The sequence below is a fragment of the Pararhodobacter sp. SW119 genome (assembly GCF_017811755.1).
Lineage (GTDB): Bacteria > Pseudomonadota > Alphaproteobacteria > Rhodobacterales > Rhodobacteraceae > Pararhodobacter.
Genome location: NZ_JADDJF010000004.1, coordinates 21755 through 41945 on the forward strand (window position 1 = coordinate 21755; position 20191 = coordinate 41945).

19 protein-coding genes are annotated in these 20191 nt (G+C 64.4%); 11 read left to right on the forward strand and 8 right to left on the reverse strand.

Features of this window, described 5'->3' with window-relative positions:
* Positions 1-408: 408 nt before the first annotated feature.
* Positions 409-1344, reverse strand: coding sequence for a recombinase family protein (locus IM708_RS04025; protein WP_209425038.1), 936 nt, complete (start codon positions 1342-1344; stop codon positions 409-411).
* 134 nt (positions 1345-1478) lie between these two features.
* Here IM708_RS04025 and IM708_RS04030 point away from each other — a divergent pair, with 134 nt between their 5' ends.
* Positions 1479-1796 (forward strand): hypothetical protein, encoded by a 318-nt coding sequence (locus IM708_RS04030; protein WP_209425039.1) that lies wholly within the window; start codon positions 1479-1481, stop codon positions 1794-1796.
* A gap of 195 nt (positions 1797-1991) precedes the next feature.
* Here IM708_RS04030 and IM708_RS04035 read toward each other — a convergent pair whose 3' ends face one another.
* Positions 1992-2243, reverse strand: coding sequence for a nickel-binding protein (locus IM708_RS04035; RefSeq protein WP_209425040.1), 252 nt, complete (start codon positions 2241-2243; stop codon positions 1992-1994).
* A gap of 169 nt (positions 2244-2412) precedes the next feature.
* Here IM708_RS04035 and IM708_RS04040 point away from each other — a divergent pair, with 169 nt between their 5' ends.
* Positions 2413-3285: a LysR family transcriptional regulator gene (locus IM708_RS04040; RefSeq protein ID WP_209425041.1), complete on the forward strand. Its 873-nt coding sequence runs from the start codon at positions 2413-2415 to the stop codon at positions 3283-3285.
* Between the two features lie 361 nt (positions 3286-3646).
* On the opposite strand, the gene IM708_RS04045 is transcribed toward IM708_RS04040, so the two are convergent.
* The 3 genes from IM708_RS04045 to IM708_RS04055 all read right to left on the reverse strand — a co-directional run bounded on the left by IM708_RS04045 (position 3647) and on the right by IM708_RS04055 (position 6495).
* Positions 3647-3901 carry a GlsB/YeaQ/YmgE family stress response membrane protein gene (locus IM708_RS04045; protein ID WP_209425042.1) on the reverse strand — a complete coding sequence of 85 codons (255 nt, stop codon included), beginning with the start codon at positions 3899-3901 and terminating at the stop codon, positions 3647-3649.
* A gap of 361 nt (positions 3902-4262) precedes the next feature.
* A complete protein-coding gene (locus tag IM708_RS04050) occupies positions 4263-5237 on the reverse strand; it encodes a LysM peptidoglycan-binding domain-containing protein (RefSeq protein WP_209425043.1) in 975 nt (324 codons plus the stop codon).
* 604 nt (positions 5238-5841) lie between these two features.
* Positions 5842-6495: a hypothetical protein gene (locus IM708_RS04055; protein ID WP_245242989.1), complete on the reverse strand. Its 654-nt coding sequence runs from the start codon at positions 6493-6495 to the stop codon at positions 5842-5844.
* A 466-nt stretch (positions 6496-6961) separates the two neighbouring features.
* Between IM708_RS04055 and IM708_RS04060 the strand changes: the two genes are divergently transcribed.
* The 5 genes from IM708_RS04060 to IM708_RS04080 all read left to right on the forward strand — a co-directional run bounded on the left by IM708_RS04060 (position 6962) and on the right by IM708_RS04080 (position 10959).
* Positions 6962-7300: a hypothetical protein gene (locus tag IM708_RS04060; RefSeq protein WP_209425044.1), complete on the forward strand. Its 339-nt coding sequence runs from the start codon at positions 6962-6964 to the stop codon at positions 7298-7300.
* Complete coding sequence (locus IM708_RS04065; RefSeq protein WP_209425045.1) at positions 7297-8658, forward strand: GAF domain-containing protein; 1362 nt, start codon at positions 7297-7299, stop codon at positions 8656-8658. The genes IM708_RS04060 and IM708_RS04065 overlap by 4 nt, the downstream gene beginning before the upstream one ends.
* A 93-nt stretch (positions 8659-8751) precedes the next feature.
* Positions 8752-9702, forward strand: coding sequence for a thiamine pyrophosphate-dependent dehydrogenase E1 component subunit alpha (locus tag IM708_RS04070; RefSeq protein ID WP_209425046.1), 951 nt, complete (start codon positions 8752-8754; stop codon positions 9700-9702).
* A gap of 13 nt (positions 9703-9715) precedes the next feature.
* Positions 9716-10702, forward strand: coding sequence for a pyruvate dehydrogenase complex E1 component subunit beta (locus IM708_RS04075; RefSeq protein WP_209425047.1), 987 nt, complete (start codon positions 9716-9718; stop codon positions 10700-10702).
* A gap of 86 nt (positions 10703-10788) precedes the next feature.
* On the forward strand, positions 10789-10959 hold the full coding sequence (locus tag IM708_RS04080; protein WP_209425048.1) for a hypothetical protein: 171 nt from the start codon (positions 10789-10791) through the stop codon (positions 10957-10959).
* Positions 10960-11359: 400 nt separating this feature from the next.
* Here the strand turns inward: IM708_RS04080 and IM708_RS04085 are convergent, their stop codons facing one another.
* Positions 11360-12328, reverse strand: a complete 969-nt coding sequence (locus IM708_RS04085; RefSeq protein ID WP_209425049.1) for a YihY/virulence factor BrkB family protein — start codon at positions 12326-12328, stop codon at positions 11360-11362.
* A gap of 427 nt (positions 12329-12755) precedes the next feature.
* On the opposite strand from IM708_RS04085, the gene IM708_RS04090 reads away from it, so the two are divergent.
* The 3 genes from IM708_RS04090 to IM708_RS04100 all read left to right on the forward strand — a co-directional run bounded on the left by IM708_RS04090 (position 12756) and on the right by IM708_RS04100 (position 14087).
* Positions 12756-13310 carry a DUF5671 domain-containing protein gene (locus tag IM708_RS04090; protein ID WP_209425050.1) on the forward strand — a complete coding sequence of 185 codons (555 nt, stop codon included), beginning with the start codon at positions 12756-12758 and terminating at the stop codon, positions 13308-13310.
* Between the two features lie 2 nt (positions 13311-13312).
* Positions 13313-13702, forward strand: a complete 390-nt coding sequence (locus tag IM708_RS04095) for a hypothetical protein (protein WP_209425051.1) — start codon at positions 13313-13315, stop codon at positions 13700-13702.
* A 91-nt stretch (positions 13703-13793) separates the two neighbouring features.
* A complete protein-coding gene (locus IM708_RS04100; RefSeq protein ID WP_209425052.1) occupies positions 13794-14087 on the forward strand; it encodes an acylphosphatase in 294 nt (97 codons plus the stop codon).
* Positions 14088-14161: 74 nt separating this feature from the next.
* On the opposite strand, the gene IM708_RS04105 is transcribed toward IM708_RS04100, so the two are convergent.
* Both IM708_RS04105 and IM708_RS04110 read right to left on the reverse strand, forming a co-directional pair.
* On the reverse strand, positions 14162-15190 hold the full coding sequence (locus IM708_RS04105; RefSeq protein WP_209425053.1) for a CNNM domain-containing protein: 1029 nt from the start codon (positions 15188-15190) through the stop codon (positions 14162-14164).
* Between the two features lie 349 nt (positions 15191-15539).
* Complete coding sequence (locus tag IM708_RS04110) at positions 15540-18965, reverse strand: PAS domain S-box protein (RefSeq protein WP_209425054.1); 3426 nt, start codon at positions 18963-18965, stop codon at positions 15540-15542.
* A 122-nt stretch (positions 18966-19087) separates the two neighbouring features.
* Here IM708_RS04110 and IM708_RS04115 point away from each other — a divergent pair, with 122 nt between their 5' ends.
* The gene (locus IM708_RS04115) at positions 19088-20188 is read left to right on the forward strand and encodes a Ku protein (protein WP_245242990.1); all 1101 of its coding nucleotides are present in this window, start codon (positions 19088-19090) and stop codon (positions 20186-20188) included.
* Positions 20189-20191 lie beyond the last annotated feature (3 nt).

The following is a 20191-nucleotide window of genomic DNA, read 5'->3' on the forward strand; positions in this document are numbered from 1 at the left end:
GGCTATTCAGCCATCCAGCCAATCAGCTACTCGGCTACACCTGCAACCTCAGGAAGCTTCCCTCTGCACGTCGCTACCAGCGTGCCGTTGGTTCAGTCCGGTGCATGTGCCGGGCGGCTGGCGAGCTGGACTCGACTTAGAGAAAAGCGGCAATGCGGAGTAGCCGCCGGTGGCTATCGTTCGGGTAGCGAGCGGTGACCTTCGGGCGAGGTTGCCTAAAGGAAAAAAGGAGCCAGGCCCGCTTTCATGAAACCGATATGTAACCCTCGGAACGTGAACATTAGATGAACATCGGTTGCGTGGACGGTTACATAGCATTTTGAATCCGACTCTGCGAACGGCTTGGTCGGTGAGCAGCAAGTCGAAGGACCTCGGCGTCAAAGAAGGCTTCGTCCTCCTCGGAGAAGACTAGAACAACCCGAAGAGCGGGTTGTTCCGATAGGGATGCTCTTCCGCCTCGTCCGCCACGCGGTCGGCCGCGGGCAAGTTCTCGGCATCCGGGCGAGGATCAGTCAGACCCGCGTTCGCAGGTTTCTCGCGCTCCGAAGCAGCCGCGACATGAAATCCGTCGGTCTGAATCGCCGCAGGCGCGCACAGCCCCCCGTCCATCTCGCCGTCTAGCGCAGCTTGTTCATCCAGAAGCCGCAGTGCTGCGCGACGCGGCCGGTGTAGCCCATCCTTTGACCACGGCTTCCCCGAGCCGGACCGGAAACCACGAGCGTTCAGGAGGTCAGCCAGTGCGCGCGTGGATAGCTGCCGATGCGCGGGGGACTCGGCCAGCACTCGAGCGATGTCTTCGATAGCGATGTCGGCCTTTACACGACGCACCTTGCTCGACGCGTAGGCCGCAGCCCGCTTGTTCCCCAGATTGTCCCGGTGCTTGCCGGCGGCGACAAGGCGCTGCATGGCGCCGGAGGTGCGCATGGAGAGCGCATCTGCTTCCGCCGCGGCATCGGCCACCGACTGCTTGATGACCCTGCGTGAACGAACGCCGGTGCGACGGTCGGGCTCCGCGACCGTGATGATCTTCCCTTTCAGGAGACGATCAATCTCGATCTCATCTGCCGGGTTCCGAGACAGACGAGCCGGCGTGGTTATGACGATGTCTGCCGCTGCGCGGTTCGCCTCGGTGATCGCCTGCCGAAGGCCGGGCCTCCGAGCGACACTGCCTTCCTTGCGTCCCGAAGCCGTGTCCTCATAGATCCCCAGAAGAACGTAGCCATGACGTGCGGCCCACTCTCTGATGCGGCTTGCCTGGTTGTCTAGGCTCGGCGTATCGATCTCCTGCTTGGAGGTCGACACGCGGATGTAGCCGACTGCTTTTCGTATGTCTGTCAAGGGCATGGAGAGATCTCACTGAGGGCCTTGGGGGTTAGGCAGAAGCTGAGGTGGTAGCTCGGCGAGGCTCGTTCAAGAACCCTGAGCATTTGCATGAATCGCTCTTGCGAGTGCCCTGAGCATATGCAGACGCTTCTTCAATGCACCCGGTCGACTTTGCTGAGTCCGCTGCTGCGGTCGCGATCCTTCTCGATCCCTCAAGCCAGGTTGCCAGGCAGGGCAACCGGGAACCAGAACGCCAACCACAGGAGGATCGAGCAAAGCTCCGTCTGGCGCAGCGGCTGCTCGATATAGGTGTTTGGGATATGGAGATCGAAACCGGTCGCCTGATCTGGTCCGACAACGTCTACAGCATAGGCGTTCGGGCTGCCGTCTTTGCGTCGCTCTCCAAACTGACAGCGGATCGGTCAACGATCAATAAGGACAATCCGCGACCGCCATGGCGCTCGAGGGCATGACCGACAAACACATTCGCGCAGCCCGGCACGCAGGAGAATTGAGGCTCCTGATGCCTGGGCGTTGCCTCTCCTACTGATCGATAATTCTCTGGGGTGAGGTGACGGGCGCGTAAGTGGGCGCGGCAACCGGGAGGCGAGACGTATCATGCGCGCACATGGCTACGTCTACGTTGACCAAGTCAACGCCACCGACCCTCAGGCCCGAAGGTCCAGTGCCTCGGTCACCCTCTGATAGGGCAACGCGGCCCGGTCGTTCAGCGACTGCACTTGTTCGGCGCTTTCGCCTTCGAAGAAACACATGCACCGGCCGTCGTTGGGCACGAAGGACGAGTGCATGTATCTGACCTTAGCGCCCTCGCGGCGCATGGTTTCGGCAGTGGCGATGGCGGCCTTTTGCGCTGCGGCCAGGTCATCCATCGCGATGCCCTTCAAATCGCGTTCGACCATGTAGACAGTCATCTTTCCCTCCGTGAATGCTTATGATGCAGTCATCATGAAACCCGGTTTCCGGCCGAAAAGAAAATGGCGAGTGGTGATCGAACAATAACCTGCGGTATGGGAAGTTTATGGTATCCTGACGGTCCGGCTGCGCTCTTGGGGGAGGTTGCTCGTGGAAATGGCGCAGATTCGATACGTGCTCGCCGCAACGAAGCACCTCAACTTCACCAGGGCGGCGACAGAGTGCAATGTCACGCAGCCGGCCCTGACCAAAGGCATCAAGGCGCTGGAGGAGGAGCTTGGCGCCACGCTCTTCCATCGCGAAGGACGACGGATCCTTTTGAGCGAATTCGGCCGATCGATGCTACCGCATTTGCAGCACATTTCCGATGAGGCGGACACCGCGCGGATGATTGCTCAGAACTTCCGGCTACTTGAAAAGGTGCCGATCCGGCTGGGCGTGATGTCGACCATCGGGCACCTGCGATTGGCCCGGTTTCTCGCGCGGTTCGAGGCGACGCACAAGGGCCTTGAACTCTCCGTCTCGGAAGGCTCTGTCAAAGACCTGACCGATCAACTGAACGATGGCGACCTCGACATCGCAATCATGACCCGGAGCGAGTCGCTGGCCGACACCTTCCGCACCTACCTCCTCTACTCGGAGCGCTATGTCGTCGTCTTTCCGCCAGAGCATCGCCTTGGAAAGCTGAACGCCGTGACGCTGCGCGAGCTTTCGGGCGAGCCCTATGTGGACCGCCTCGCCTGCGAGATGCGCGAGATGGTCATGGCGGCCTGCGCTGAATCAGAGGTCATGCTCTACGCCCGCTTCCGCTCAGAGCGCGAGGATTGGGTGCAGGCGATGGTGCTGGCCGGCATCGGCTTTGCCTTCATGCCGGAGTACTCGGTGACACTGCCAGGCCTCATTCAGCGCCCCCTGATCGAGCCTGCGGTCGAGCGCGAGATCTGCACCGTCACCGTGCCGGGCCGGCGCCATTCTCCGGCCACCGATGCCTTCCTTCGAGCCACCCGCGGCTTCACTTGGCCAGGCTGAGCAAGTTTTTTTGCAAGCCTTTGCAGAACCTGACGCGTCTGGAGCGCTCCTTCGTGGCGCGAAAAGACCCAGTAGAGCCAGGTTGATGAACATCAAAACGAAAACGAGCAGAAGCGGCCATTCCACCCAGCGCAGCACCGCCCGAATGGCGAACGCATAGACCCCGATCACGACGCCGGGGACCATGGCAAGCGGCTATGAGAAGGGCGCCTGCGCGGCCGATCCGAACGATGATTGGGGCACACTGTCGCGCCGGGGCGCGGTGGCGCGCCCTGCTCGTCACGGAGCTGATTATCGCTGTCGCCGCTGCTGGTGCGGGAGCGGCGATCTGGCTGTGTTTTTCGCTAGGTGGTTGAAGTGCTCAGGGGCGCCTGGTGCGGAACCAGCCGACTACGGCCAACAGCACGACGGCGCCGATCGTTGCGACGATGATCGCGCCAATGAATCCGGTGGCGCCGAGCCCGACAAGCCTGAACAAGAAAGCGCCGAGATAGGCGCCGATCACGCCGACGGCGAGGTTCATGAGCAGTCCGTGGTTGCGGGACATCACCTTCTCGGCGATGAAGCCCGCGATGAGGCCGATGATCAGGAAGCTGATCCAGCCATATCCTTCCATTGCTTCGTCCCTTCGTTGCTTGTCCGGAATCTGCCGGACTTGAGGATCGATTCGATACGCACACGCAGTCCTTGTCAAATTGTTGCGCAGGGCGCCAAGCGAAATGTTCTCTAGAACGGATCAGATCATGCATGACCCAGCTGTCGAATCAAGCGTTGCCCCGACGATCGTGGAGAACTTGGTAGCGCACTGGATCCTGAGCATACCCGCCGAGGCCATCGCAGACCACCTGCATACGCTCGTCTGGAGCAGCGCCGCGCTGGTAGTCTGGCGCGACGCAGCATTGACCGTGGCGCGCCATGCTGGTCGGCCAAATCCCGCAGGTTCTGTTTGAGCCTGCGGGATCGAAGGTCCAAAGGCGTCACCTCGCCGGGCGGATGCGACGGATCTCGATCGTGGTGCCCTGCATGCAGATCGACATCTCGGCGCGGCGACCCTGAACCTGGACGCGATCGCCCGGTTCGAAATCCTCGATATCGCCGGCGAGGGTATAGAGCCGCCCGTCATCACCCCGCATGGCGGGACAGGTTGCGCCCTCCCATGTCAGCGTGCCGGTGATCTCGAAGCTGGCGGGCGCCTGGAGCAGTTCGTCAAGGCGATTGAGCTGGCGCACCTGGATCGTGGTGCCCTGCATGCAAATCGAAGATCGCGCCTCGCGACCAATCACATCCACCCGCTCGCCCGGACGCAACGGCTCGAAGATGCCGGCAAGCGTATAGAGCCGACCGTCGTCGCCGCGCAGTGCCGGACAGGAAACGCCTTCGCGCGTGACAGTGCCGGTGACACGCAGATCGACCGGGACGAACGGCGGCACCGAGGGTTGGGACGGCGGAACGCCGGGCGGATCGAGCCGCGGGGGCTGACCGGCCAGCGCGCCGGGCATCCGGATTACCTGACCCGCCCGGATGACATTCGGGTTGGTGATTTGCGGATTGGCGCGAAGGAGCGCCGCCACCGTTGTCCGGCAGCGCATCGCGATCCAACGCAGCGTTTCGCCCGGTCGCACAGCGACGGCGGATCCGCAGGGTCCGGTGGCAGCGGGCGGGATCTCCGGTGGGGCGGGTCCTCGCGGCACCGCCGCACCCCGGCGGCCCGGCATATGAACGAGTTGCCCGACCCGGATGGCGTCGGGGTCATAGATGCGCGGGTTCGCGGCCATCAGCTCGGCGATGGTCACGCCGCAATACCGTGCAACCCGGTAAAGCGTGTCGCCGGGCTGGATCCGGACGGCATCACCACAACGATCGAATGCCTGGGCTATCGCGACTTGCGGAACGCCCAGATGTGCAGTCGCGGCCAGAATTCCGACCACTAGGATACGAGGAAACCATTTCATGGGAACGGCCTTGCGTGGAGGAGTCGTTGCTGTTCAATCCGTGGCCGGATTGGCCGGTTCTGTCATCGATAGCCAAGCTGACCCCGGCTTCGAACAGATCAAGCTATAGAAGATTGCTCCTGGCCGGATATCAGTTCAATAGGCTGATCTAGCAGTTCGCGAAACCGTGCGTGGCGAGGTAGTTCGCTTCTTAGGCAAGCGTCAATCGCGGCGGACGGCCAAACCGACCGCGTGAGCGTGGCTGGGAGGGCACAGGTCCCTCCAGCGCCTGTCAAAATCAATAGCGGGTCGAACGCGTGGGCGAAGAAATCCCGAGGCCCCGATAAGTGCGTGGCAGTTGCCGCTGTTCACAATTCCCTGAACGAGATACGCGCCGCGTTCCCCGAAGTTTTCACCATGCAACGGAAGAGCCAGCGCCACGAGTATGGTGCTGCCAGACATGATTCCGCTTTTCGTTTCCCTGCATCGCCGGCAGTTCCGCGCCTCGTCGCGCCGCGCCGATTGACGCCGCCATGGCACGGGTAACAGCGCAACGAAACGGAAAACTCCCCTCAGGCGGCGCCGCCCCGCTCAGGGCGGCGCCGCGGTTGTCGATCAGGCGCCGTCAGTCATGCGCGCCGTGGTGGCGTGAATGCGCGGAAGCATGATGTTCGCAGGTCACGTTCGGGTTGAACGGATGCAGCGGCCCCAACGGATTCGGGCGAAACCAGACATGCTGGTCCCAATGCGGCTCGAACCCGTGCGCCTCATCGCCGGGCGTCGCCGGGTCGTCGGCCATATTGTCCCAGTTCCGTCCGGCGAGGCTGGGCGCATCGGTATTGCCGGCGCGGCGCCAGGCTGCCTCGAACACCAGGTTCTCGACGCCAACGAGCACCAGGGAGCCATCCGCCTGTGGCTCGTAGAGCAGAATCGAGGGGTTGAGAAAATCAGTATGCAGCCCGACCCCGTCGACGCGCGGCTCGGTCGCCGTGATCCCGAGCAGGTCCGGGCGCAGGTAGTGGATACCCATGGCGCCCCATTCGGTCGGCAGACCCTCGGCCGCAGCGCTGACGCAATGGCCCGAGGGATCGGGCACAAAACCCTCGGCCAGCGCCACCTCGACGTTCTCGAACCGCAAGGTGGCTGCCTGGATCGACGCGACAAGCGCCGCGATGTCATCCCTCGGCTCCAAAGCGCCAGCAGGCGCAAGGATGGCGGCGGTGGCAAGATAGCCGGCGGCAAGGCTGGTAAGCAGACCGGAACGGTAGACATTCGACATGATCTTCTCTCCATCGGGCCCTGCACGGTTCGTCCGGCAGGGCGAGTTCTCGATGGGCCGTGCAGTAATCCGGCGGCGTTGCCGCGGCTACTTAAGTGTTTCGCAAGCATTCACTAAAAGATTGCTAAATGCCGGCCGCGTGATACTCTTTTTCATCCGAGGCGGCCCATCGGGGGCGGGAGGGGGTTTGTCTGGCGATTCGCCGAGCACCATCCCTTCCGGGCAGGCTGACTCTGGCTTTCGTTATTGTCAGCGTCGTGTGATACGCATGCCTCGGGCAGAAATTCCGTCACGTCCTTCCGATGATTTGGCCGCTCGTCGGCCATGGCGCACACTCGATGGCGTGCTGGTGCCGGAGCTTGCAGCTTTTTGCCAGCGCGGGCTGAGCGTCTGCCTGGCCAGTTGTGACACTGCCGGAAATCCGATCGCTGGACAGGGTCTGGCCTGCCGGCAGGACGGCAAGGCAATGCGGGTCGTCCTCCAGCGGCGCGGAAACGACAGCATCCTGCGCGCGATCGATGCCGGGTCACCGGTCGCGGCCACCTTCTCGCAACCCGAGACCCACCGCTCGATCCAGCTCAAGGCGGTCGAGGCGAGGCTGGCCCCGCTGATGGCCGAAGATGAGCCGGAGCTGGCGCGCCAGGCCGCGGCGATGCGCGACGAGCTGGTCTCGGTTGGCTATCCCGTCACCTTTGCCTCGCTCTACTGTGCCTATGATCGCCACGATCTCGTGGCGATCGTTTTTGTTCCCGCGCAGGCCTTCGTCCAGACGCCGGGCCCAGACGCGGGGAGTGCGCTTCCATGAACTTGATTTCGCTCGACGTGATCCGCAACTGCCTGGAGGGCTTTGTCCCGGCAATAATGGCCACTCGTGATAGCGACGGGATGCCCAATGTCTCGCTGATCTCGCAGGTTCACTACGTCAGCGCCGATCGGGTCGCGCTGTCCTATCAGTTTTTCAACAAGACCCGCCGCAACGTGCTGGCGACCGGCCGCGCCTCGGTTGCGGTGGCCGACCCGCCGACGCTGTCGCAATACCGGCTGTCGCTGGAGTTCGAAACGACCGAGAGCGAGGGGCCGCTTTTCGAGATCATGAAGGCGAAGCTCTCGGGCATTGCCTCGCATTCGGGGATGCAGGGGGTCTTCCGGCTCCTCGGCGCCGATATCTACCGCGTGCGATCGATCGAGCAGATCGCGCCGCCGGTGCTCGCTGCACCGCCCCCCGAGCGCAACCTGCTGACCGCGATCCGGCGCACCTGCGCGGCGATGACGACCTGCTGCGACTTCGACCAGCTGCTGGAGCGCACCCTCGGCTGCCTGGAGACCGAGTTCGGCATCCGTCACGCCATGGTCCTGATGCTCGACGAGGCCGGCGGCCGGCTCTACACCGTGGCCTCGCATGGCTATCCGCGGTCCGGCATCGGCTCGGAAATCGCGCTGGGCGAGGGCGTCATCGGCGTCGCCGCACGCGAGCGGGTGCCAATCCGCATCGGCCACATGACCTCGGAAGACGACTACAGTAACGCAATCCGAGAAAGCGCGCTGGCCACCGGCACCGCCTGGGCCGAGACCACGCGCATCTCCTATCCGGGCCTCGCCGCGCCGCAAAGCCAGCTCGCCCTGCCGATCCTCTGCGCCGGGCGCACGATGGGCGTGCTCTTTGCCGAAAGCCCCGATCCGATGCGCTTCTGGTATGACGACGAGGATGCGCTGGCCGCCGTGGCCGGGCATCTCGGCGCGCTGATGGCCGTGCTGCACGCGACCGAGGCGCAACCCGCGCCGGTCGAGCCGCCGGCTCTGGCGCTGGTGCCCGCCGGGCCACCGCTCATGGTGCGCTACTATCACGCCGATTCGAGCGTCTTCTTCGACACCCATTACATCATCAAGGGTGTCGCCGGCGCGATTCTGTGGAAGCTTCTGCGCGAATACCTCTCCGAAGGACGCGTCGAGTTCACGAACCGCGAATTGCGCCTCGACCCAGCCCTGCGCCTGCCCGACCATGCCGAGAACCTGGAGGCGCGGCTGGTGCTGCTCTACAAGCGCCTCGCCGAGCGCGAGACGCCGGTGCGCATCGAGAAGGCCGGTCGCGGCCGATTCCGGCTGAGTGTGCAGCGCGCCCTGGCCCTCGACGAGATCGGCTCGGGTCGCGGCGAGGCCGCTTAGTGTTCTTTTACGGTTTCTTGATGAAACACTTAGCGGGCACCCGGCACGGCCCGGGCCTATGGCTGCGCTCCGTCACCAGCATGGAGCGCACAGATGACCCCCGAACAACTGATCCACGCCCTTGAGCAGATGCTGCTCATTCGGGCGCACGAAGAAGCCACCGCCGCCCTGCAACGCGACGGGCGCGGTCCCGGCACCTGCACCGCCGTCGGCCAGGAAGCCGCAGCCGTCGGCGTCGTTTCGGCGCTGAGCGCCGAGGACGAGATCCTTACCAACCACCGCAGCATCGGGCACTTGCTGGCGCGCGGTGCCGATCCGCGTCGGACAATGGCCGAGATCCTCGGCCGGCAGGACGGCTATTGCGGCGGCAAGAGCGGCTCGCTGCACATTTCGGCACGGGAGTTGGGCGTCGTGCTGACCTCAACCATCGTCGGCGGGGAACTGGCGCTCGTCACCGGCGTGGCGCTGGCGCGAAAGATGGCGCGACGGCCCGGCATCGTCGCCTGCTTCTTCGGCGACGGCGCCGCCTGTCAGGGCCGGTTCCACGAATCGGTGAACCTCGCCGGCGTCTGGGACCTGCCGATCCTCTATGTCTGCGAGAACAACCAGTGGCAGGCCTTCGTCCACCGCAAGGAAACGATGCGCATCGACAAGATCGCCAGCCGCGCCGCGGCCTACGGGATTGAGGGCGCGACCGTCGACGGCAACGACGTCGCCGCTGTCCACGCCGCCGCCCGCGAGGCCCGCGCCCGGATTGAGGCGACCGGCGCGCCCTTCCTGCTCGAGGTCGTCACCTACCGCCTGCGCGGCCATTTCGAGCCCGACGACCAGGCCTATGTCGATCCCGCCGAACTCGACACCTGGCGCCGGCGCGACCCGATCGCGCGACTCAAAGACCGGCTTCTGGCCGAGGGGCATCTGACCGCCCAATCCCTCACGGCGCTGGAGGCCAGCGTCGCCCGCAGCATCGCCGCAGCCATCACCTTCGCCGAAGCGAGCCCCGTGCCACCCCTGCGCGAACTCAAAACCCATGTCTATGCCTGAAGGAACCCATCCCATGACCGTCATGACCATGACCGACGCCATCACTGCCGCACTGGCCGAGGAGATGCGCCGCGACCCACGCGTGCTGACCTTCGGGGAGGGCGTCGCCACGACACAAGCTGCGCTTCTGGCCGAATTCGGGCCCGGGCGCGTGCGCAACACGCCGCTCGCCGAGGGCATCATCGCCGGCACCGCCGCCGGTGCCGCCGCCTCGGGCCTGCGGCCGGTGATTGACCTGCTGTTCGCGCCCTTCCTGACCTACGCGATGGACGAGATCGTCAACAGCGCCGGTAAGCTGCGCTTCCTTTCGGGCGGGCAGTTCTCGTTCCCGATGGTGGTGCTGGCGCATACCGGCGCCGGTTGGGGCGTCGGCGGGCAACACAACCACAATATCGAGGCCTGGTTCGCGCATGCGCCGGGGCTGAAGGTGGTGATGCCCGCCACGGCCGAGGATGCACACGGGCTGATGCTGTCGGCGATCCGGGACGACAATCCGGTGCTCTTCTTCACCGACACGGCGCTGGTCTTCGCCCCCGGCGAGGTGACGGGCGCGCCGGTCCCGCTCGGCCGGGCCGCGGTGCGGCGGCAGGGCGCGGATGTGTCGCTGATCGCCTATGCCAAGACAGTGCATACCTGCCTCGAAGCCGCCGTCCAGCTGGCCGAAGCGGGAATCGAGGCCGAGGTGATTGACCTGCGCACGATCAAGCCGCTTGACGAGGCCGCGATCCTGACCTCGGTGCGCAAGACCGGGCGTGCCATCGTCGTCCACGAGGCCAGCCGCATCTGCGGCCTCGGCGCCGAGGTCGCGGCCATCGTCGCCGAAAAGGCATTCGACGCGCTGCAAGCGCCGGTGCTGCGCCTCACCGGGCCCGACGCGCCGACCTCGGGCAGCTTCACGCTGGAGGCCGCCTTCGCCCCCCAGGTGGAAGACGTTGTCGCCGCTGCGCGTGCGACCCTGGCCGGAACCCCGCGCAAGGGCCGCGCGTCGCTTCCTGCCTGATCCGGCCGACGGCGCGACCCGCGCCCGCAACCCCGCCGCCGTGCACGCACTTTCGCCCGCGCGGCGGCCCGCTACGGAGATCTTTCATGCACACGCTGACAGTTCACGACATGACCCGTGCGCGACCGCTGCTGCGACAGTTCAACCTGCTACTCCTGGCCCTTCTCGCCGGGCTGATTGTCGGCCGCTCCCTCCCCACAGTCGATAACGGCCTCCCGCAGTCGACCCAGATATCGGATGAGGTGGACGATGCCTAAGCCGATCGCATTAACCATCTGCACCCGACTTCCGAGCGGATTGCCGCGCACCGCCAGCCAAGCTGAGACTCCGCTCGGGCGCATGAGCCGTTTGAAGACGTCATTCTCGTGCGAGCAACAAGTAGATATTTCACGACCGGCACGTGCCCTGGCAAGAGCGTGGACGCGCTTGCTGCGATCCAACCGCCGCCACTGCCCGCCATAAATGGCGTGGCGGGCAGTGGCTTCCAATCACCCGGAAGCCGGCTTCTGGATAAGACAAGCCATGCCGGGTTCGGATCTAGGGTCGATCATATCTGGAACAGATAACGAGCATCTGGCGACAGCAAGGCAAAGCGAGACGACCAGACCCACCTCCGGGACCCCCCCGGTCACTAGTCGCAGACCGCCTGGACGGGCGTCAGGAGCTTGCCGAGCCGTCGACCCGTCCGGCCCGGTCCCGCATGGCGCGCGCCAGTCTCCGGATCCTGAGCGCTCGGTTGAACTCGCCGCCAAAGATCAGAACCAACGCCGCGAGATACATGAAATAGAGAGCGGCGATGATCCCGGCGAGTCCCCCATAGTAGCTGTCGTAGCTGGCGAAGTTGCGCAGGTAGAAGGAGAAGGCAGTCGCCAGGAGCGCCCAAATCGCAAGCGTCAGAAGCACCCCGGGCCAAATGTTGGCGAAGCGGGTCCGGCGGGCCGGCAGCACGACATGAGCCAGGAACAGCGCCGCCAATAGGATCCCCGCCGCCGCCGGATATCGGATCAGTCCGATGGTTACCGAGGCCGGGTCGAAGGTTGGAACCGCCTCGTGGAGGATCGACCCGACCCGCGGTGCGAGGACGAGCAGGTAGCCCACCAGCACCAGCGCAAGACCGGTGACAAAGACGACCGACGACTGCACAGCATAGAGCACGAAGGTGGAGCGCGTCTCGCGTATCCCATAGGCGCGGTTCAACCCGACGCGCACCCCATCGACACCTCCGACGGCGAACCAGATCGTCAGAAGGATTCCGAGGCTGAGAAGACCCCCGCGCTGGACGCTCATAACCTGCTCTACCTCGGACAAGATGGGGGCAACCAGTGCCTGCGGAACGATTGCAATGAGGAAGTGCTCGAGGCCGTCGGCCATCGATGGATCACCGATGAAGGCAGTCAGCGAACTTGCGAAGATGAGAAACGGAAAGATCGCCAGAAGCGCACGAAAAGCCACGTTTCCGGCCAGGCCGAACGCATCGTCGCTCCAGAGTCTCAGCGTCGCCTCTCGGGTCACCGCCCGGATCGCGCGCCAGCCCCTGCCATGCAGCAGATCCTCCGGCCGCTGACTGAGTATGCCGTGCGACAGGACGGCATCGCGTCCCAATTCACGTTCGTTCCTCGTGTTCATTGCCGGTGCCCCATACATCCATGGAGCGACCTCTCCGATAGCCGCTCGCAGCGCAGAAGATATAGCGCTATTCTTGTGCGCAACTCCTCCCCTGGCGATCCAACGGAGGAGCAGGTCCCGGGGTTCCGGAGCATACCCCCGGCCCCATCGTCAAGCTCGGCCTGTTCTCGCCACTCGAAGCGGGAACCCCGCGAGTTTTCGCGTGCGCCGGTGATCGCGATGGCTTCAAGCCAACGGACGCGGATGAAGGCGCTGGCACCGACACATCGGCCGCAATAGACTCGAACATTCCAGTTGGCGCTTCGCGTGACCAACAGGTAAGCGTTGCGCAATCCGCCCTGCGCAGAACAGGTGAGCGATGAAACCCAAGGAGAGCCTGGCTGAATTCGTTCGAGACGGTCTTCGGGCTGGACATGAACCTGAAGAATTGCGCAGCGCCCTGGGACGCGCCGGCTGGCCCGGCGCCGAGATCGATGCCGCGCTGGCTTCCTGGATCGATGGCGGCCTGCGCCTTCCCGTCCCGCGGCCGCGCCCCTCTGTTTCCGGCCGCGCGCTGGTTATGTTCGGCCTCTTCGCAATCACCCTCGTCCTGGTCATCTGGCATCTGGTGCAGCTTTCCTTCGCCCTGATCGAAACCTGGCTTCCCGATCTGGCGCGCCCTGGCGGTGGCTGGGCGCATGGCAGCATCCGGTGGTCGCTGTCGACGCTGGTCGTGGTGCTGCCAATCTTTGCCTGGCTGACCTGGCGGGTGGAGAGACCGATCCGCGGCGACGCAAGCGGGCGGCGATCGCCGATCGAGTTGCGCTTTACCGCAATCGCGGTCCTCCTCTCGATCGTCGTGCTGATCGGCAGCGCGGTCGCCGTGGTCTATGCCGGCCTCAACGGAGACCTGACGGCGCAGTTCCTGGCGAAGGCGGCGGTCGTCGCGATTGTCGCTGGTATCCTGATCGCGTGGTTCCGCGGTCGCGCCGACGAGGCCTGAGCATGCGGATCCCCGCCCTTGCCCTGATCGGACTGGCCGCAGTGATGATCGTCGTCTCGCTCTGGACCGTCGGCGGGCCGGAGCAGGCGAGAGCAGAGCGCCGCGACCAGACGCGCATGAACGACCTGCAGAGCCTCGCCCAGCATCTGACGTGCCTTCACCGCCTGGGGCTGGGTATCGACGAGCAGTCGGACGCCTGCCCGGAAGGCGCGCGCCGGACGGATCCGTTGCGAGGAGAGCCATACCGGGTAGAAGCGGTCTCGGGCGATGCCGTGCGGCTCTGCGCGGATTTCGAGACCCGGCTACCAGGGCAGTGGTGGGCGAACCGTGACGATTTCAACCCCGAAACCGGATGCCTCTTTGCCACGATGCGCGAGGCGAGGCCATGGTAGCGGCGGCACCCGCTATCCGTGGAAGAGCCGAGCGCCGGCAAGCGCCGCGCGCTCGCGGTCCGGGAGTCACCACAAGGCAGGAGCGCGATCCATGACGAAGAAACCGAACAAGGCGACGGGCGCGAAACATGTGAACGTGACGGGACGCGTCCAAGGCGTTTCGTTCCGGGCATGGACGCAAGAGCAGGCCCTGGCGCGTGGGGTCTCGGGCTGGGTGCGCAACCGACCGGATGGATCGGTCGAGGCCATGCTGGCGGGGCCCGATGAAGCGGTTGCGGCACTGATCGCAGCGCTACACGAAGGCCCACCCGCGGCGAAGGTCGTCGAGGTGCGCGTCACCGAAGCGGACACGCCAGCGAGGAACGGATTTCGCATTGTTGGGTGAAGAGCGGCTCTACTTTATGTTGGTAAATATCTGCGCGAACGACACAGGTATGCGATCAATGTGGCTCAGGCCTCTCATGAGGCCGGATTGCCCGTCGCCAGATGGCCCATACCGCTCAACAGGCATCTGAGGACGTCCGAGCCGGTGATCATCCGCTTCTCCTGCGGCGACCAGAGAAGAATGACCGCCTCATCGTGGCCGGTGCCGCGCTCGCGTTTGCCGGCGAGGAGACGTAGCGCATCGTCGAGCGTGTCAGTGGCGTCGGTGACCACCGCCGGGATGTGGCAGTAATCGCTGGGCGCAACGTCCTGTCCCAGGATCATCAGGTCGCGCAGGAAGGCCTGTGAGTTCAGCAGCAGGCGCGGCTGGCCGTCGCCGTCGGTGAGAACGATCCACTTCTTGCCCGAAGCGATCAACTTGCGGACGAGCGGGTCTGCCGGTGACGGCTTGAAATCGGGGAATGCCGGACGGGTTCCCTCGAATGGAAGCTGAACGATGCTCTCGGGAACGATGCGTTCGCCCTGGTCCGACACAAAGAGGTCATCGAGCGCGAGGAAGTTCGTGGCGCCGATCGCCTCCACCGCGCCAACCTCGCTGCCGGTGTTCGCGGCATGGTAGCGCAGGATGTTGTGCAATTCGCGTTCGCGGAACCAAGGCACGGTTTCGGTGCCCACCCAGGCATCGAGCAGTCGAGCGGTGGGCTTTGCAATCGGCCACAGCAGGATCCTGTAGAATCGCAGGACCGGCGCCACGAACGATACCGCCCGCAACGCATGGCGCGAGAAGTAGGCCTGCGGCACGATCTCGCCGATCGCCGTGATGACGATGGTGGAAAAGAGAAACGCCAGTAGGCCCGCCATCACGGAATCGGCGAGCAGGGTCAGCAGGACGTTGATCGCGACATTGCCGGTGAGAATGGTGACGAGTGTGAAGTTCGCATCGCGCCTGAGTTCGAGGGCGCTCGTCGCGCTCTTGTCGCCCGCCGCGGCCGCCGCCTCGAGCCGCAAGCGACTGAGGCTGAAGACAGCGATATTCGATCCGGAGAACAGTGCGGATTGCGAGATACAGAAAGCGATCCCCAACCAGATCAACGCGTCGTTCATGAAAGCTCCTGCATTGCCGAGGTGAACGACAGGACGCGCTATTGGTTCCGGCAGAAGCGGGATGTGCGACGCAACGCGTGCTCAATGCGCAGAGCTGCCCGACGTCATGGGACGCGCGCCGGCTGCTGTCCGCGTCGCCTGATGACTGGAGATAACTGCCAGAGGAGAAGCGAGCCGGTGACGCTCTGGGTGAGCGCGCCGAAAGGCGGATTTCCTGGGCCACACGGGCCGATACCGACTGGCCAGGTCGGGTCTGGAGCCCGCCACGGAGCATCCCATCGAGTTTCGTCGCCCAAGGCGATGTTGACGCATCTCGATGTCCACGCACGCAGGCGCACACCTTGACCGCCTATGCCTTGTCCAGCACCTTGCGCACCTTCGCGGCCAGTTGATCGCGGCGGTAGGGCTTGCCCAGCAACTCGACCCCGGGGTCGAGCCGGCCGTGATGGACGATCGCGTTCTCGGAATAGCCTGAGGTGAAGAGCACCTTCAGATCGGGCCGCTCCCCTCGCGCCGTGTCGGCCAGCACGCGCCCGTTCATGCCGCCGGGCAGGACGATATCGGTGAGCAGCAGATCGATATCGGGCGTCTGCTTCAGCGCGTCCAGCGCCTGCGGCCCGGTTTCGGCTGCCGTCACCCGGTAGCCCATCCCCTCGAGGCGCGCGACAAGATGCTCGCGCACCAGCCGGTCATCCTCGACCACAAGAATGCTCTCGGTGCCGCCGATGATCCGGTCGTCCCTGACGTCGGCCTCTTGCCCGGCCTCCACGTCATAGGATCGCGGGAAATAGAGCTTCACGCAGGTGCCCTCGCGGGGTTCGGAATAGACGCGGATGTGGCCGTTCGATTGCTTGACGAAGCCATAGACCATGCTCAGGCCCAGGCCCGTGCCCTTGCCGACCTTCTTGGTGGTGAAGAAGGGCTCGAAGATCCGCAGCAGGGCCTCGGGCGAGATACCGTGACCGGTGTCGGTGACGGCGATCATCACGTATTGCCCGGGCATAAGATCCGGCTCGGTGGCGACATCATCGTCGTCCAGCGCCGCATTGGCCATCTCGATGGTCAGCCGGCCGCCGTCGGGCATCGCGTCGCGGGCGTTGAGCGCAAGATTCAGGAGCGCCGACTCCAGTTGGCTCGCGTCGATCGCGACCTGCCACAGGCCGGCGGCGCGGGCGATCCGGAGGTCGATGCTCTCGGGCAGGGTGCGGCGCAGCAGTTCCTCCATGCCGTAGACCCGGCTGCTCACATCCAGCACCCGCGGCTGCAGCGCCTGCTTGCGCGAGAAGGCCAGCAGGCGGCTGGTCAGTTCGGCTCCGCGTTCGGCGGCGGCTGCAGACATGTCGGCAAGCCTGCGCAGATCTTCCTGATCGCCCAGTTTCTCGGCCAGCATCTCGGCATTGCCGAGGATCACGGTCAGCAGGTTGTTGAAGTCATGCGCCACGCCGCCGGTGAGCTGGCCCACGGCCTCCAGCTTCTGGGCCTGGCGCAGCCGGCTCTCCATTTCTCGCTGGCTCGTGACATCGGACAGGCTGCCAATCATCCGGATCGCCTTGCCCTCGGTGTTGCGAATGACGAACGAGCGATCAAAGACCGTCAGATCACGGCCGTCGGCGTGGCGATAACGGTATTCGCCCGACCAGTATGTATCCGATCCGGCGATAAACGCCTTGACGCTTGCAACAACCCACTCCCTGTCCTCGGGGTGAATCCGGTTCTGCCATGTGTCGATTGCTCGATCGCTCTTCATAGGATCGTGGCCAAGAACTTTCTTCAGGTTCTCGTTGCCCCATTGCGCGCCGGTTGTCAGATCCCAGTCCCAGATGACGTCGTTCGTGGCCTTGGTGATCAGTTGGAACCGTTCCTGGTTCAGACGGAGCTCTTCCTCTGCGCGTTTGCGTTCGGTGATGTCGCGCTCGACCGAGACAAAATGCGTGTACCAGCCGGTCCCATCGGCAATCGGCGCGATGTCCAACTCGAGCCAGAATTCCTCGCCCGCCTTGGTGTAGTTGATCAGTTCGGCGCGCACCGGGCGCCATTTCTCCAGCGCCTGCCGGATGCGGTCGAGTTCAGCGCGGTCGGTCTTCGGACCCTGCAGCATGCGGGGCGTCGCCCCGATCGCTTCGTCGCGGCTGTAGCCGGTGCGCTTGATGAAGGCTTCGTTGACGTAGACGATCTTCGGGCCGCCGGGGGCATCGATGGGTTCGGCCTCGGTGATCAGCAGCATGTCGCCCTGGCGCGAAACCGCGGTCTCCAGCAGCCGCAACCGTTCCTCTCGGGCCTGTTCCTGGGTGACGTCACGGAAATAGATGGCGAGGCCCTCAGGCGTCGGTTCGGCATCGACCTCGAACCATGTCTCGAGCGGGGGATAGAAGTTGCGAAACCGAACAGGTTTTCCGCTTTCGAGCGCACGCTCGAACTCTCTCTGGACAATGGTGCCGACAGCTTCTGGAAACTCCTCCCGGTAGCTCTTGCCCAGCAGATCCTCACGGCGGCGTCCCACCAACCTTTCAGCCTGTGCGTTGACGAACAGAAATCGCCACTCATGGTCGAGAAGAATGAACGCATCGCTGATGCTTTCGAGCGTCTCGCGCAGACGCCGCGAGAGATTCTCGGATTCATTGCGGGCGGCGATCAGTTCGGAAATATCCTGGAACGCGCCCTGCACTGCGACGATATGGCCCTGATCGTCGCGCACCGCCTCACCGATGGTGCGCACCCATACGCGCTTGCCTTTCGCGGTCACGATCTGAAGCACTTCGTCATAGGGGCGGCCGTCCCGGGCGCAGGCGGTGAATACCTCGGTGATGCGGGCGCGATGCTCGGGCGCGTAGTAGTTGATGCCGTCCTCGATCGAGGACGTCGTGCCTTCGGGCTCTTCATGGATGGCCGCGGTCTCAGGGCTCCAGGTCACTCGTGGTGGATCGAGTTCGGCACGCCAGGCGCCCATTCGCGCCATGCGGCCGGCGATGCGCTGCATTCGCGAGGCTTCGGAAAGCTTGTTCCGGACAAGAACCTCGTCGGTAAAGTCCTGGAACACACCGATGAGCACTCTGTGCGCGCCGTGGCTTTCCGCGAAGGCTTCGCCACGCACATGAAACGTCTCGCCTTCCCGGCCCAGGACACGGTGGCGGAATTCGAAATGCGTTGCGTCCGAATGCCGGAAGTCCTGGAAATTGGCAATCAGCGCCGCGCGGTCGTCGGGATGAACCGTGGCGAGATAGGCGTCGATATCGCCGCTGAAATCCTCGGCGGCCTCGTCATCGGTTCCTTGCAGGCCGCGCGACCAGGTTATCTGCCCGGTCTCGACCTCCATCTTCCAGGTTCCGATATCGAGCATGCGCCGGGCCAGGTGCAGGGTCGTGTCGCATTCGCGCAGACGGAGATCCTGCGCGTCGCACCGGCTCTGCAAGGCCGCCCGGCCCGAGGCATCGTGCAGGGTCGCGAAGATCTCGGGCCCCTCGCCATTTGCAAGCCGGCGCCACCGGATATCGACCGGCCAACATTCACCTGAAGCCCGGCGCAACCGCCACAGACCCGCGTTCGCGAAACTTGTGCCCAGTGCTTCGAGCGCCGCCCTGAAGCCCGCGACGTCCTCGGGCCGCAGAATCTCCTCCAGCGTCATCGCGTGCAGTTCGTTGAAACTGTAGCCGAGGGCATCGGAAAGTTCGCGGTTGACCCCGAGCAGTCGCAGCGAGCCCGGGTCGAACCGGCAATAGGGAAACGCGAGCAGAATGGCGGCTTGATCAAGTCGTTCCGTGCCCTTGCCTGTGTCCATCCGATCACCCGTTAAGCGCGAATCCATGTGGTCCAACTATCGCCTTAGCATACATGAAACCCGAACGGATCGTATTCGCTTTCACCGCCCCGGGCATGCTGCCGGCGACACTGAGGTGCTCAATGGCAGCTCCCCTGCTTCACAACGACTGGAGACAGCAGCGCGCGAGCGTCGCCAGCCCGGTCCGTCCTGACGATGCCGGGCAAACTGGTCCGCAAATCGGAGATCGCGGAGATTTGTCCAGCTCGGCGACGAGGCCGGAAACTTCGTGGCCTGCTCTCAGCCCCTACAATGGACGATCTTATGTTCGTGCGGAGCGGAATTGCCGCAACCGCGTTAGATACGAAAGCCGGAAGGAGGATGTCATGGCGTCGCGCGCGGTGTGGAAAGGGCAGCTGCGGCTGTCGCTGGTCTCGATTCCGGTCGAATTGCATTCCGCAACGAAGAGCGGCGCGCGGATCTCGTTCCGCCAGATCCACGGGCCCTCGGGCAAACCCGTGCGCTACCAGAAGTCGGTGACGGGAGTGGGACCGGTGAAGAACGAGGATATCCTCAAGGGCTACCAACTTCCCGACGACGAATACCTCCTCCTCGATCCCGCCGAGATCGACGACATCAAGCTCGAGACCCGCAAGACGCTCGAACTGGTGCAATTCGTCGATCTGGGGGAAATTTCGCCCCTCTACTATGAGAAGCCCTACTATGTCGTGCCGACGGACGAGCTGGCAGAGGATGCCTATCGCGTGGTGCGCGACGCGCTCCGCAAATCCGGCAAGGTCGGGCTCGGGCAACTGGTCATGCGCGGGCGCGAGCATCTCTGCGCGCTCAAACCTTGCGGCGACGGGCTCCTGCTGGAAACTCTGCGCTACGCTGACGAGATCCGCGAGGCCGAGCCTTTGTTCTCCTCGATCGAGGATGACGAGTCCGACACGGACCTGCTGGCGGTGGCCACCCAGCTGATCGAGCGCAAGACCGCGCCCTTCGATGCGACCGCGTTCAAGGACAGCTTCGACGCGGCGCTGCGCGAACTGATCGAAGCCAAGCGCAAGAACCGCAAGACGCCGCGGGCACGCGCTGCAGACGATGCGTCACCGCAGCGGGGCGACAATGTCGTCGACCTCATGGGCGCGCTGAAAGCCAGCCTGAAGGCCAGCGGCAGCGCGTCGAAGGGCGGAAAATCCGCAGGCCCGGCAAAGAAGACCACGCGACGCAAGTCTGCCTGAGCC

Excerpts from the sequence above, each read along its gene's own strand:
- IM708_RS04070 (WP_209425046.1), top strand. The coding sequence starts at position 8,752 with ATGACCCCCGAACAACTGATCCACGCCCTTGAGCAGATGCTGCTCATT.
- IM708_RS04045 (WP_209425042.1), bottom strand. The coding sequence starts at position 3,901 with ATGGAAGGATATGGCTGGATCAGCTTCCTGATCATCGGCCTCATCGCG.
- IM708_RS04095 (WP_209425051.1), top strand. The coding sequence starts at position 13,313 with ATGCGGATCCCCGCCCTTGCCCTGATCGGACTGGCCGCAGTGATGATC.
- IM708_RS04065 (WP_209425045.1), top strand. The coding sequence starts at position 7,297 with ATGAACTTGATTTCGCTCGACGTGATCCGCAACTGCCTGGAGGGCTTT.
- IM708_RS04115 (WP_245242990.1), top strand. The coding sequence starts at position 19,088 with ATGGCAGCTCCCCTGCTTCACAACGACTGGAGACAGCAGCGCGCGAGC.
- IM708_RS04055 (WP_245242989.1), bottom strand. The coding sequence starts at position 6,495 with ATGTCGAATGTCTACCGTTCCGGTCTGCTTACCAGCCTTGCCGCCGGC.
- IM708_RS04105 (WP_209425053.1), bottom strand. The coding sequence starts at position 15,190 with ATGAACGACGCGTTGATCTGGTTGGGGATCGCTTTCTGTATCTCGCAA.
- IM708_RS04110 (WP_209425054.1), bottom strand. The coding sequence starts at position 18,965 with ATGGACACAGGCAAGGGCACGGAACGACTTGATCAAGCCGCCATTCTG.
- IM708_RS04060 (WP_209425044.1), top strand. The coding sequence starts at position 6,962 with ATGCGGGTCGTCCTCCAGCGGCGCGGAAACGACAGCATCCTGCGCGCG.
- IM708_RS04080 (WP_209425048.1), top strand. The coding sequence starts at position 10,789 with ATGCACACGCTGACAGTTCACGACATGACCCGTGCGCGACCGCTGCTG.
- IM708_RS04085 (WP_209425049.1), bottom strand. The coding sequence starts at position 12,328 with ATGAACACGAGGAACGAACGTGAATTGGGACGCGATGCCGTCCTGTCG.
- IM708_RS04040 (WP_209425041.1), top strand. The coding sequence starts at position 2,413 with ATGGCGCAGATTCGATACGTGCTCGCCGCAACGAAGCACCTCAACTTC.
- IM708_RS04100 (WP_209425052.1), top strand. The coding sequence starts at position 13,794 with ATGACGAAGAAACCGAACAAGGCGACGGGCGCGAAACATGTGAACGTG.
- IM708_RS04030 (WP_209425039.1), top strand. The coding sequence starts at position 1,479 with ATGCACCCGGTCGACTTTGCTGAGTCCGCTGCTGCGGTCGCGATCCTT.
- IM708_RS04025 (WP_209425038.1), bottom strand. The coding sequence starts at position 1,344 with ATGCCCTTGACAGACATACGAAAAGCAGTCGGCTACATCCGCGTGTCG.
- IM708_RS04075 (WP_209425047.1), top strand. The coding sequence starts at position 9,716 with ATGACCGTCATGACCATGACCGACGCCATCACTGCCGCACTGGCCGAG.
- IM708_RS04035 (WP_209425040.1), bottom strand. The coding sequence starts at position 2,243 with ATGGTCGAACGCGATTTGAAGGGCATCGCGATGGATGACCTGGCCGCA.
- IM708_RS04050 (WP_209425043.1), bottom strand. The coding sequence starts at position 5,237 with ATGAAATGGTTTCCTCGTATCCTAGTGGTCGGAATTCTGGCCGCGACT.